The following is a 13,569-nucleotide window of genomic DNA, read 5'->3' as shown; positions in this document are numbered from 1 at the left end:
TATGTGAGAGACGAGTAAGTCCCCCTGTACATACGTACGCGTACGCATGCAGTGCGCACATGTGCGCTCGCACGAGTGATGCCGACGTGAACAAAAACAAAGTCAGGATTGGAAAAAACGCGGAAACAGCTTGCCTGCCGCGGATATGGCGATTGCTCAAAGCCGTGTTAATGCAAGCACGCAGCCGTGTTAATACATGCAGGTATGAAACGGGGGCACCTGTCCCCGTTTCATGCCCCACTCACGCGCAGACATCAGCGCGTGAAGCCATGGCACTTCAAGCCTTCATATCTTCCAATTCGATGCCGCGCGTCTCACGTACAGCGCGCATCACAAACACCAGGGAGAGCAAGGCGAACAATGCGTATAACCCGTACGCAAAGCTAAGGCCGACCTCGGCCAGCCACGGGAAGGTGCTGGTGATGGCGAAGTTGGCAATCCACTGCGCCGCAGCCGCCACGGCCAAAGCAATCGCGCGAATGCTGTTGGGAAACATCTCGCCTAGCAGCACCCACACCATCGGTCCCCAGCTCAGGCCGAAGCACACCACATAAGCGTTGGCGGCAATCAGCGCGATGATGCCCCAGGGCGCTGGCAGACTCAGATTCGCGCCACTCCCGCTAGCCTGCGAGAAGCACAGCGCCATCAACCCCAACGTCACCGTCATGCCGGCCGAGCCGATCAGCAGCAGAGGCTTGCGCCCGATCTTATCGACCAGTGCGATGGCAACCAGCGTCACCAGCACGTTGAGAACGGAGGTGGCTACGGTGATCGAGAATGAATCGGTCTCGCTGAAACCCACCGAATGCCACAGCGTCGACGAGTAATAGAAGATCACGTTGATGCCGACGAACTGCTGGAACACCGACAACAGAATGCCCGTCCACACGATGGGCAGAAGACCACCGCGCGGACCACGCAAATCACGCAGACTGGGGCGATATTCCATGCGCAGGCTGTGCGCGATGTCGTTGACCTTGGCATCCAGTGCACTGTCGTTGTGCATATCCAGCACCTTCGCCAGCACGGCGCGCGCCTCGGGCAAGCGGCCACGCGCGACGAGATAGCGCGGCGACTCCGGCACACCAAGCACCAGCACGCCGTAAATCAGCGCCGGCACGCTCGCAACCAGGAACATCCAGCGCCACGCTTCCAGTCCCAGCCAGAGCATCTTCGCCGCACCGCCTGCGGTACTCGCCAGCCATGCATCGCTGAGCAAGGCCACGAAGATGCCGAGCACGATCGCCAATTGCTGCATCGAACCCAGCCGCCCGCGCACATTGGCCGGCGAGATTTCGGCGATATAGGCCGGCGCGATCACCGACGCCATGCCCACACCGATGCCGCCGATGACACGCCACAGCACCAGATCCCACACGCCATGCACCAGGCCGGAGCCGATCGCGCTCATCACCAGAAACAGCGCTGCAATCTGCATGGTGCGTACTCGTCCCATGCGATCGGCCAGCGTACCGGCGTACCATGCACCAAGTGCGGAACCGAGCAAGGCACAGGACACCGCGAAACCAATCTCGCCCACGCCCAATCCGAATCCATGCCGCACTGCATCAACCGCGCCGTTGATAACCGCCGTATCGAAGCCGAACAGAAAACCACCGATGGCGGCCGCGGCCGCGATCAACACTACGCGTGCCGTGGTGTGCCCATCTTCCCCCTGCGCGTCGTTCGTATTTGTACTTGTATTGAGATTCATATCGACCATGCTCCCCGCATGATGGTGTCAGGTGATGCCCGATTCTGCGGATGAGAGTATGGCTTGTCTGGGTGAATACGTATGCAGGCGCCCCGCCACGGCCAGCCATCTCTGGCTTAAGGGCTGACCTCTCCACAATGTCATTCCGGCGAAGGCCGGAATCCATGGCAAGTACGTAGCGTGGATTCCGGCCTTCGCCGGAATGACGGTGAGGCTCGGTGAGTCGCCTCAATAAAAATGAGGACAACGGTGTCCCGGGAAAACGGGAATTACATTTCGCAAGAAGATGGCATCTGCGACACGTGCTCGAAGAACGCCTGTACCTGCCCTAGATCGCGCGTCCGTGGCATCGGCGGCAGGCTGGCCAGGAACAGCTTTCCGTAACCTTTGGTTGTCAGACGCGGATCGCACAGCACCAGCACGCCACGGTCATGCACATCGCGGATGAGACGGCCTGCCCCCTGTTTCAAGGCAATGACCGCAGACGGCACCTGCCAGCCCATGAACGGATTGATCCCCGCCTGCTCCAAGGCTTCCAGCCGCGCCTGCAACACCGGATCATCCGGCGCGGCGAACGGCAGCTTGTCGATCACCACCACGGACAACGCTTCGCCAGCCACATCGACGCCCTCCCAGAAACTGGCCGCGCCAAGCAGCACGCCGTGTCCGCTCGCGCGAAACTCCTCCAGCAATTGATGTCGCGGCGCGCTGCCTTGCACGAACAGCGGCCATGGCACGCGATCGGCCAGCAGCTCGGCGGCACGCCGCAAAGCGCGATGCGAGGTAAATAGCAGGAAGGCGCGTCCATTCGATGCGTGCAGCACGGGCATCACTGCATCGATCACACGCTCGGTGTAATCGCGCGCCGCCGGATCCGGCAATCCTTCGGGCAGATAACACAGCGCTTGCTGCGCGTAATCGAAAGGACTTTCCAGACTCATCGTCTGCGGATCGTCCAGCCCAAGCTGACGCGCGAAGTGATCGAAGTGCCCCGCCACTGACAGGGTGGCCGAGGTATGAATCCACGCGGCGTGCGTGCGCTCGCGCATCGCGCGCAAGGGTGCGGCCAGATCCAGCGGCGTGGCGTGCAAGGCAAAACCGCGCGGGAACAGTTCGTACCAACGCACGTCCTGTTCAGAGTGCTCCTCGATGATCCGGTCAAGACGCTCGGTAAGACTCGCCGCGCGCTCATGCACATTCATGAAACCGCGCGAGCGCTCAGCTTGCGAAGCGAGTACGTCGGTGAGCGTGGCAAGCAACTCGGCCACCTCGTGCAATGACGCCCGCACTCCATCGCGCTTGAGCAGTTCATGAAACGGACCACGTGTCGGCAGCGGTTCCAACATGAGCCGCAGCTTGCGTACGGCCTCCTGCAAGGCTTCGACAGGTTCGAGCACAAGGCCGATTGCGCCGGTAATACCGCTGCACTCGGCTAGCGCATCCTGTGCCAGTTCGGTGAGTTGTCTTGCACTGAGGCTTTGCGAAAAGAATTGTCCCGCCAGCTCGGGAATCTGATGCGCTTCATCGAGGATGAAGGCCTGCGCACCTGGCAAGATCTCGCCGAAGCCCTCCTGTTTCAACGCAAGGTCGGCGAACAGCAGGTGATGATTGACCACCACCAGATCCGCTTCCTGCGCCTCACGCCGCGCTGCCACAACATGGCAATCGTCGTAAAACGGGCATTCCACGCCGAGGCAATTTTCCGGTGTGGAGGTCACGCGCAACCACAACGGCGAATCCTCCGGCACCTCCGCCAGCTCCATGCGATCGCCCCGCCGCGTTCGCGCGGACCACGCGCGGATCGCGGCCAATTGCGACGCATGGTTACGATCGAAGCTTGCGCCTTCACGCACCGTCTGATCGAGCCGGTACAGGCACAGGTAATTGGCGCGCCCTTTCAACAAGGCCGTCTTCAATCGCGCACCGAGTACGGAGCGCACCTTGGGTAGATCGCGGAAAAACAGCTGATCCTGCAGCGCTTTGGTACCGGTCGACACGATGACCCGCTCGCCCGACAACATCGCCGGCACCAGATAGGCATAGGTTTTCCCCGTGCCGGTACCGGCTTCGGCGATCAGCGTTTCGCATTCGGCGATCGCGTGTTGGACGGCTTTCGCCATCACTTGCTGTGCGGGGCGCGGGGCGAAATTCGGCAACTCGCGGGCAAACGGGCCGTCGGCGCCGAGCAGTGCGCCGATGTCATCGGGGTCGGTCATTGAAGCAGTATCGCGCAGCCACGGCACTGAGGGAACCGGCGTAACGTTCGCCGCGCTGGCGCGAAGAACTACTTGGGTTCACCATCGGGCCATTACCACGGGGAGAGGTGTCATGACAGTCGAAATGCAGATGCTTGTATGGAGTGTTGTGTTGGGGTTGGTACAACTCGCTATCGCCACGACGGCCACCCTCGCCCAATGCGGATTGGGCTGGATGGCCAGCCCACGCGACGGCACACCTGTCGTTCTCACTGGCATGACAGGAAGACTGGATCGCGCCAATGCCAACTTTCTTGCAACCTTTGTTTTCTTCGCCGCGTTGGTGCTTGCCGACCACCTGCTGCAACGTCATACCGCAATGACGGTACTCGGTGCGCAACTCTATTTCTGGGCACGGCTGGTTTATGTGCCCGTTTACGCACTCGGCATTCCGTATCTGCGGACGCTGATCTGGACCGCCAGCATTGTCGGCATCGTATTGTTGCTGCCGCCACTTTGATGTTTTGTCGACACTTCCAGGCGTTTACGCAGCCAGCCCGGATGCTTCCACGACACGGCCAATGCCTTCGGCTTCGATCGCCTTCATCGCATCTTGCAACGCGCTGGCATCGCCAGCGCGACTGACGCCGATACGGAATAGCAATTCACCTTCAGCACTACGCGAAGAATGAATCGAATCGAGATTGATGTTGCGCTGCTCGAATACTGACAACAACGCACGCAACGAACCGGGTTTGTCCAGTGGCAGGAACACGTTGATGAAGCGCGGCTCGCGCAGATCGGCGAGCAGGTAGCCGAGACGTTCGAAGGCGTAACTGCCCTCCGCGACGGAAGCCTTGCCTGCGTATTGGCGGCTGCGATCCAGCAGTTGTTCCCGCAACTGATCGCGCGCGTCATCGTCGCCACGCCGCACCAGATCGCGCAGGGTATCCAGATGCACCGCCAGTCGCTCCAGCATCGGTGCCACATAAGGATTTTCGAACTGGATGTCCTGGTAGATGGCCGGATTCCCAGCGAGTATGCGGCGCGTCACGGCGACATCCAGCTCGTAGCCCACCGAGCTGAAGGGACGGATGCCTTCCAGTCCACCCACTTCCGGTGCCAGTTCGCGCAACACCGCGCCTTGCGCCATATGTGTGGCGTGAACCATGCCTTGCACAAGCGCCATCACGCGATCGTGCTGTTCGGCATCGGCGCGCACGCAATCGGCTTCCGCAGCGGCAAGAAAACGTTCCAGCCACGGACGCCACGTATCCACGCGCGCTTCGCACACCACCATGGCGCGTCCACGCAAGGTTGCGGATTTGGGCGCGGCGCTCATGGGATGCAAACCCACCACCTCCGCCTGCGAATTCAGCATGGCTGCCACCGGCGCCGCCTTGGTCGACGTGATGTCCAGCCACAGCTGGCCGCGCTCGATACCAGCGGCCTGCTCAACGTAATGCCGAATGACCGATGGCGTCTGACGGATCGGCGCGCAGAACACGAGTACGTCGACCGATTCGATCAGTTCGCGTTCGGAGAGTGCGGTATCGCCCGCAGGATCGCGACCCAACACACGCAGCCCCATCCGCTGCTCGAAGAAACGACGCAGCCAGCGCCCATAAGAGCCCTCGCTGCCGACCAACCCAATCCTTGGCGCCGTTTCCATGTATCAGAAACGCTGAATGCCAGCTTCGCGGCAATCGTCGACGCTCTTGCTTGCCGTCGCAGCTCCCGCAGTGTCGTTGACACGCTGACGCATTTCGACGACGGTCTGCCAGTTGCGCGCACACAACGGACCTTGCTTGGAACCCAGCGACCAGGATTGATGCGCCAGTTTTTCGGCCAGATCGTAATTGCCCATATAGATGGCCAATTCGGCGCGATCCTGCAGTACGTCCGGTGAATCGGGATTGCGCTTGAGCGCCATGTCGAGCTTGGCGGCCGCAGCATCGTACTGGCCGTTGCGCTCATCGTTGTGCGCGCCATCTTGCAGCGCAGTGATACCCGGGTCGACCAGCGGATGCACGTTGATCACCGACTTGTCGCGCTGCCCGGCAGCCTGGATCTCGGCCACCATCGCAGCGTTGGACTTGCCCGTCGGTTTGGGTGCTTCCGGCGCTGGCTGGCTGCAGGCGGCAAGCAGGACGCCCGCGGCAACCGCAGGCACGAGTGGAAAGGCGCGAAGCGAACGGAACAACATGGTCATTCTCAGTTGGTAACGGTGGTAGTAGCTGGTACGGCACCGGCAGGCGCCGGGGCACTGGACCCGGAGCCGAACAGATTACCGACCTTTTGCCAGAAACACCCCTCCGAATCGCTGGAAAGTGATCCGGCGATCACCGGCACTTCTTTGGCACCGGAGCATTGGGGGTCGCTGCGCCTGCCGTCGGACGGGTTGATCCAGGCCATTTCCAGCCCCTCGCCAGGCGCGGCAGAGAGCGGCGTAGTCGGTAGCTTGCGGAACAGTTCCTGCCAGGCGCGCAGCGCGCCGGTGGCACCGAACAGGTGACTGGGCTTGTTGTCGTCACGGCCCATCCAGAACACGCCCAGGCGGTCGCCGGTAAAACCCGCGAACCAGCTGTCGCGCAGATCGTTGCTGGTGCCGGTCTTGCCGGCCACATGCAAGCCGGCAAGGCTGGATTCGGCCAACGAATGCGCCGTGCCATAGGTCGCCACCTGCTGCATCGCCCAGGTCACCAGGCGCACGGCGGGCTGATACTCGCCCTGCCCGCTCTGCACTTCGTAGCGTTTGATGGTGCGCCCATTGCCGTCCACCACGCCACTGACTGCGAGCAGCGGCAGCGCATGGCCGTCGGAAGCCAGGTACTGATAGAGCTGCGCCACCTGGATCGGCGCCAGATCGATCGCGCCAATCAGCAGCGACGGACCGGGCTGGATCTTGGTCAGGCCGAACGAATCCAGGAACGACTTGATGCGTGGCACACCCACATCCAGGCCAAGATGGATCGTCGCCAGATTCCATGAATACGCCAGCGCATCCACCATCGGCACCATGCCGTGGCTCTGGTTGTCGTCGTTATGCGGCTCCCACGGCGTGCCATCAGGCTGGCGCATGCTGATGGGCGAGTCATCCAGCTCGGTGGCAAGATTCCAGCGCCCCGGCTGCGTCAGCGCAACGAGATAGACGAATGGCTTGATGGTGGAGCCGATCGGCCGCTGCGCATCCAGCGCGCGGTTGAAGCCCTGGTCGCCGGCAAACTTGCTGCCGACCACGGCCAGCACGCTGCCAGTCTTCGAATCCGTGATGACGGCGGCGGCCTGAGTGTCGTCGCCGCGCTTGCCCAGGCTCTTGATGGTGGTGTCGATCGCCTGCTCGGTATACAGCTGGGTGGCCGGATCGAGCGTGGTGAAGATCGACAGGTTGCCCTGCCGCAAGGTGTCTTCGTCGAAATCGTTGGTGATCTGTGCACGCACCAATTGCATGAAGGCCGGGAAGCGGTCATGCGGCAATTGTCCGTTTTCGATCACGCCCAGCGGTGTGGCCTGCGCGGCACGGGCCTGATCCGGCGTCAGCAAACCGGTGCTGGCGAACTGATCCAGTACCAGATTGCGCCGAGCCAGCGCGCGATCCGGAAAACGACGGGGATCGAACTGGCTGGGTCCTTTCACCAGACCGACCAGCATGGCGATTTCCTGTGGCCGCAGGAATTCAAGACGGCGGCCGAAGTAGAACTCCGATGCCGCAGCGAATCCACGCACTGCCTGGTTGCCTTGCTGACCGAGAAATACCTCGTTGATGTACGCGTCGAGGATGCGCGACTTGTCGTAGTGCATCTCCAGCAAAATCGACATCAGCGCTTCGTTCAACTTGCGCCCCATCGTCTGGTCACGACTGAGGAACAGGTTGCGCACCAGCTGCTGGGTGATGGTGGAAGCACCCTGCACCGTGTGACCAGCACGCAAGTCCGCAAACGCCGCGCGCAGGATGGCGGTGAAGTCGACACCGATGTGATGCTTGAAATCGCGGTCTTCGACAGCCTGCAAACCACCCACCAGCAGCGGCGGCACGTCGCTCAGCTGCAGGATGCTGCGGTCTTCCTGCTTTGCGCCGTATACCGTCGCAATGCGCGCTGGATCCAGATGCGTCTGCGCGATGATCTGGTTGGTCGCCAGATCCGTCACCGACTGCACCGTCCCCTGTCCCAACACTACGCGGATGTGCTTGGGCAATTCGCCGCCATCCGGACCCGCGTAGCCGCGCGATGAGATGTAGTAGGTGCTGCCGCGCTTGGCCCAACTGCCCGGCACATCGCCATGACCGTCGGCCACATAGCCTGCAAAGGTGAGTTCCACTTCGAGCGTGGCCGGCATCATCGGCACGCCGGACGCCAGACGCACGGGCTGCGAGTACACGCGTGTCGGCACGGCGAAGACGAGATCATTGAAGCGGTCCTGCACCCGCTTGCTCAGAATCATCGAGTAAGGCAGCACGAAACCGAAAAACAGACCGGTACAGATCCAGAAAGGGATGCGCAGCCACGGCCAACATGCGCGCGCGATCGATCGAATTCGGCTCAGGAAGTCCAACGTGGGAGCGTCCGTTAACTTAAGGTGCAGGGATCATAGGGCCCGGCACCCGGCGCCCGGATGAACGCCAAGAGGGGGAAGTGGCGTAAAGCGGGCACGGAGAGGGGTTTGGAATGGCTTTTTGCCAAAACACCCGGCTCGACGCAGGAATGGTTATGCCTGTGAGGTGTTGGCGGGCATGACTTAAAAAAAACCGGCTCCCCATGCCTGCCGGACATCTCAACGCCAACAATCCCCATCGGGCCGAAACGGCCGCGGATTCACCCCCAATAGCCGGACCACTTCCGTATTGTCGGCAATGAGATCCGCCTCCAGTCGACTCAGCGGTCCGCGCATTCGCGCCACGCCGCGACGCGCCATCCGCAATGCCCAGGCCGGAATCGGCACAGGCAAGGTATCGACTGGCAGGCTGCGCCGCACCCTTGCAAACATCTCGCCCGCCGTCAGGCGCTCACCACCGCCGATCGGCAGAATCTTCATCGCTGCAGCAGGCGTATCGAGCGCAGCCAGGGCGGCGAAGGCCAGATCCTGCGCATGCACGGGCTGACGCAAGCCGAGTCCAGCTGGCAACGGAAAAACATGAGTACGCATGGCGCGGCGGGCAATCGGTGTGAGGCTCTTGTCCAAGCCTGCGCCATAGATCAGCGTCGGGCGCAACACGGTCCAATCGCTGCTGTGTTGCGCACAGGCAACCGCCAGCGCGTTTTCACCATCACGCAGCGTTTGCGAAATGAGGCGTTCGGCTGGCACTTCGGAATCGCGCTTGGTTTCTGCGCTCATCGAACTGGTCGCGATGATGCGTGGCGCGAGTGGCAGCTTGGCGCTGGCCAGCCAATCGGCAAACTGCCGCAACGGACCAAAACTAAAGATCGCGGAGACACCATCGACGGCAGGCACTTCGCCAGGAAGCTGCCCCGCCAGCCAGGTCACACCATGCGCCGCGGCGCGCGGCGTGCGGCTAAGGGCAACGACCGATTCATCGCGGGCGGCTAGCAACGGCAACAGATAACGCCCGATCTGACTGCTACCGCCAAAGACCAGAACTGTCATCCACCGCCCTGCATGCGAACGGTGAGTTGCTGCACACGCTGATCGTTCGGCGACAGCTTGCGCCCCTGCTGCAGCGACATGGCGGCATTGTTGCGGTCGCCGCTGTCGAATTGCTGCTCGGCCTGATCCAGCCATGCATCGGCCAGTCGCTGCCGCTCTGGTCCCAGGCCTGCATCACCCGGCGACAAGTTCGTCAGCGCATCAAACAGATTGTTGGCTTTGTTGAGATTGCCTGTGCTCAAGGCCTGGTTGAACTGCTGCTGCACCAAGCCTGGCAGCGCCTGCAAGTCAGACAGTGCAGTCTGGTTGTTGCCATCGATGGCCAGCGCGCCACGATAGAGGTCGTAGGCGCAATCGCCCGGCGGCGACATGATATCGCCGCGCTGCACGGCGATCTTCGCACGCTGAATCATGTTCGCCACTTGCACTTGCTGCTGCGGCGTCAAGGTGGCGGCAGGCGCAGCGCTGATGTTGTTGTCTTGATCGGTATTCGCCGCAGCGATGTTGGGAGCAGACTGTCCTATGTGCGCACGCGCAGCGATCAGATCGGCCGAACCCGGCGCGAGGCTTGCCGCCTGGTCGAGCAACTGCCGCGCATGATCGGCATCGCCGCTGTCGGCGGCTGCATTGGCCTGCACAATCAGTGCTTCCGCCACCTGCCCCAGGCCTGCCTTGGCTTGCGCATTGTTGGGATCAATCGCCAACGCTGCTTTGAAATGTGCCAGCGCAGTGTCGTCACCATCACCGGCGACACGGCCAGCGCGCAAAGCGTCGTTGCCCTGGTTGATCGCGTCCGTCAACGCCGTGCCGTTCTGCGTCTGCAAGACCGAGAGTGATGCACGCAGGGTCGGCAGCTGTGCATGGTTGGGTAGCAACGCCGCAAGACGGTCGATACCGGCAGACGCCGTCGCGGCATCGTTGGCATCCAGCGCTTTCTGAATTTGGGCTGCCATCGCGTCGCCGACCTGGTCCATGCCATGGCGTGCGACGGCATTGTCGGGATCGGCCGCCAGCACACGCTGATAGAGCGCTGCCGCCCCATCCGGACCATCGAGCTTGTTGTCGCTCAGCGCCTGCTGTGCCTGGCTGATCAAGGTGGCGGTTTGTCCCGTGGCGACCTGTGCCTTGGCGAGGGCCTGAGTCAAACGATCCACGTCGCTGCCGCCACCGAGCAATTCGCGCGCGTTGGTCAGCGCCTGCTGCGCTTGATCAAAATTGCCGGCCTGCATCGCCGCATCTGCGCGCGCGATTTCGGCTCGGCCGACATCATTGAGACCTTGCCGCGCAGCATCGTTGTCGGGTTCAAGCGCGCGTGCCGCTTCGAACAACTCGCGTGCGCTGGTGCCATCGGAGCCGTCCAAATGCCCCTGCTGCAAGGCGACCTGCGCACGATGCAGCACATCATCGAAATCCGTGCGCGGCACCAAGCCGCGCAAACGCCCCTGGTTGAACCAGAGCCCGGCGATCACTGCCAGCAGCAGAACAATCACTACGGGCATCAGCCAGCCGCGGCGCGGCTTACGCTTGTTACGGCCCGAGGACGTGCCGCGGCGATAACCTGGCTCCACCTTCATCTGTGGCAAACCATCGTTTGGCTCGGACGCCGGGCGCGGTTTGTCCAGGTGATCCAGATCACCCAGCTTCGGGTCGGTACGGCCGTTAAAGGGGTCGTGCGGGTCGCGGGTTCCGCTCATGATTCAAGGCATGGTGGTCAACGCGCGCAGCTTAACATTGCGCCTCATCGACGCGCTGAGGGCAGGATGTTGCGTTCAGGCGGGGGAACAGGGCCGGCGTTACGTCACAGAGCAAAGAAGTGGGTTTGGCTTACGCGAAACGTCGGGCAACCTGTCGGTTACTTGACGCCCACCATGTCCTGGCTTTCATCCCCCCGCCCCAACCCGGCGTGCCTCCACCACGTTCGGCAAAGCCGCCAGCCGGTCCAGCAAGGCCGACAGTTGCTCGAAATCCCGCACGCGCAGGGTGTAGCGCATCTCTACCTCGCCGGTCCGCGCGAACAGCCGGCTGGACGAGGCGATGATGCCGATGTTGGCGTTACTGATGACGCCGACCACATCCTTCTGCAGGCCTTTGCGGTCGTAGCCGTTGAGCTGGATGGTGACCTCGTAGGCCTGCGCGTCGGCATGGCCCCAGCTCACATCGATGACCCGATCAGGATCACGCCGCGCCAGCCGAGCCAGGCTGGTGCAGTTGGCGCGGTGTACCGAAACACCCTTGGTGCGCGTGATGAATCCACGCACCGGGTCACCAGGCAAGGGCTGGCAGCAGCGCGCCAGCACCGTCAGCAGATTGCCGACACCTTCGATGCTGATCGCACTGTGATCGAACACCGTCGGTCGTGCCGCGGTGACAGGCACGCTCGGCGGCGGCTCGGGCGGATGTTGCGATTCCTGCAATACCCGCGAGACCTGCCCGGGACTGATCTCGCCCAAAGCCAGCGCAACCAGCAGTTCGTCATGAGTCTGCAGATTGAACAAGGCCGGAAGCTTGACCATGTCCACATCATGGATGGCCAAACGCTTGAGTTCGCGCTCGAACAAGGCGCGACCCGCGGCAAGATTGGCCTCGTGCGCACTGCGCCGGAACCACGCGCGCACCTTGTCGCGCGCACGGCTGGTATTGAGATAACCGTGATGGATGGACAGCCAGTCGCGGCTCGGCTCGGCGATCTTGGCCGTGAGGATCTCGACGCGATCGCCACTGTGCGGCTGGTAAGTGAGCGGCACGATGCGGCCGTTGACCTTGGCGCCACGGCAGCGATGTCCCACTTCGGTATGCACGTGATAGGCGAAATCCAGCACGGTGGCGCCGTGCGGCATATCGACCACTTCACCCTTGGGCGTGAGCACGTAGACGCGATCTTCCAGCAGTTCGGTCTGCAGGTCGGCGGCCAGTTCGCCATCATCGTTGCGCGGTTCGAGAAGCTTGCGCATCCAGGCGATTTTCGCCTCGAAATCCGCGTCACCGCCGCCACCTTCCTTGTAGCGCCAGTGCGCGGCAACGCCCAGCTCATTGGCGCGATGCATCTCGTGCGTGCGGATCTGCACTTCCAGCGTCTTGCCATGCGGACCGATCACCGCTGTATGCAGCGAGCGATAACCGTTGCTTTTAGGACGCGCGACGTAATCGTCGAACTCGCCCGGCAGATGCGGCCATAACGCATGCACGACACCCAGCGCGGCGTAGCAGTCGGTCACGCTCTCGACCAGGACGCGCACCGCGCGGATATCGTAGAGATCGGAAAACTCCAGCGTCTTGCGCTGCATCTTTTTCCAGATCGAGTAGATGTGCTTGGGTCGGCCCGCCAGATCGGCACGGATATCCGCCCCTTGCAAGGCACGGCCAAGCTCGGCCAAGGCGTCACGGATAAAGGCTTCGCGATCGCCGCGACGTTCGTCCAGCAGTTTGGCGATGCGCTTGTAGGTGTCCGGCTGCAGGTAGCGGAATGCCAGATCTTCCAGCTCCCACTTCAACTGCCAGATACCCAGACGATTGGCGAGCGGGGAATGGATGTCGCGGGTCAGCCGCGCCAGTTCCTGCCGTTCCTGCTCAGGTATGGTGTTGGCCGCACGCATCCGGGCCAGCTGGCGCGCCAACAGGATGAACACCACACGCAGATCGCGGATGATCGCCAGCAACAGCCGGCGCAAGCCTTCAGAACCGCCTTCGGGGGGACGCTGCGCGTGCAACGCCCACACCCGTTCCGCCGCCACCTGGCCGGCGACCAGACGCCGCAGTTCCTCCGGCAGTGAGGCCGCTTGCTGTTCCCACACCAGCGGATGGATGCGCGCAATCTCGAACCACAAAGCCGCCGCCTGAGTCTGCGCATCGCAACCAAGCATGGCCAGCAGGTCGAGGACATCACCACACTCGCGTTCGTTCACCCCGTTCCGGGAGCAAATAGCGAGGGCGTCGGACAGCACGACGGGCAGCGTGTCGGCCCGTGCCTGCCACGCCGCCAAGTGTTCCGCAGCAGTGGTAGTGGCATGAACCATCGTGCAGCGATTCCCCGTGGATCAGGACATGCAGGGCATGTCG

Annotated in this window: 9 protein-coding genes; 1 reads left to right on the top strand and 8 read right to left on the bottom strand. The window is 62.4% G+C overall.

Annotation, left to right across the window (positions count from 1 at the left end):
* Positions 1–277 precede the first annotated feature (277 nt).
* Positions 278–1,714, bottom strand: coding sequence for a sugar porter family MFS transporter (locus tag ISN74_RS03740; protein ID WP_188797523.1), 1,437 nt, complete (start codon positions 1,712–1,714; stop codon positions 278–280).
* Between the two features lie 269 nt (positions 1,715–1,983).
* Complete coding sequence (gene yoaA / locus ISN74_RS03735) at positions 1,984–3,930, bottom strand: DNA repair helicase YoaA (protein ID WP_188797521.1); 1,947 nt, start codon at positions 3,928–3,930, stop codon at positions 1,984–1,986.
* 112 nt (positions 3,931–4,042) lie between these two features.
* Here yoaA and ISN74_RS03730 point away from each other — a divergent pair, with 112 nt between their 5' ends.
* Positions 4,043–4,429, top strand: coding sequence for an MAPEG family protein (locus tag ISN74_RS03730; protein WP_188797519.1), 387 nt, complete (start codon positions 4,043–4,045; stop codon positions 4,427–4,429).
* A gap of 24 nt (positions 4,430–4,453) precedes the next feature.
* Here ISN74_RS03730 and ISN74_RS03725 read toward each other — a convergent pair whose 3' ends face one another.
* The 6 genes from ISN74_RS03725 to ISN74_RS03700 form a co-directional block, all read right to left on the bottom strand.
* The gene (locus ISN74_RS03725) at positions 4,454–5,581 is read right to left on the bottom strand and encodes a prephenate dehydrogenase (protein ID WP_188797517.1); all 1,128 of its coding nucleotides are present in this window, start codon (positions 5,579–5,581) and stop codon (positions 4,454–4,456) included.
* 3 nt (positions 5,582–5,584) lie between these two features.
* A complete protein-coding gene (locus ISN74_RS03720; protein ID WP_188797515.1) occupies positions 5,585–6,115 on the bottom strand; it encodes a tetratricopeptide repeat protein in 531 nt (176 codons plus the stop codon).
* 8 nt (positions 6,116–6,123) lie between these two features.
* Positions 6,124–8,463, bottom strand: a complete 2,340-nt coding sequence (gene mrcB / locus ISN74_RS03715; RefSeq protein ID WP_188797513.1) for a penicillin-binding protein 1B — start codon at positions 8,461–8,463, stop codon at positions 6,124–6,126.
* A 219-nt stretch (positions 8,464–8,682) separates the two neighbouring features.
* Positions 8,683–9,513 (bottom strand): SDR family oxidoreductase, encoded by an 831-nt coding sequence (locus ISN74_RS03710; RefSeq protein WP_188797511.1) that lies wholly within the window; start codon positions 9,511–9,513, stop codon positions 8,683–8,685.
* Positions 9,510–11,207: a tetratricopeptide repeat protein gene (locus ISN74_RS03705; protein ID WP_188797509.1), complete on the bottom strand. Its 1,698-nt coding sequence runs from the start codon at positions 11,205–11,207 to the stop codon at positions 9,510–9,512. Before ISN74_RS03705 ends, ISN74_RS03710 begins: the two co-directional genes overlap by 4 nt.
* Positions 11,208–11,393: 186 nt before the next feature.
* Positions 11,394–13,526, bottom strand: coding sequence for a RelA/SpoT family protein (locus ISN74_RS03700; protein ID WP_188797507.1), 2,133 nt, complete (start codon positions 13,524–13,526; stop codon positions 11,394–11,396).
* Between the last annotated feature and the right edge of the window lie 43 nt (positions 13,527–13,569).

This window comes from Dyella caseinilytica (genome assembly GCF_016865235.1).
Classification (GTDB): Bacteria; Pseudomonadota; Gammaproteobacteria; order Xanthomonadales; family Rhodanobacteraceae; genus Dyella_B; species Dyella_B caseinilytica.
The sequence above is the reverse complement of the archived record's forward strand: the minus strand, read 5'-3'. Positions and strand labels throughout refer to the sequence as shown.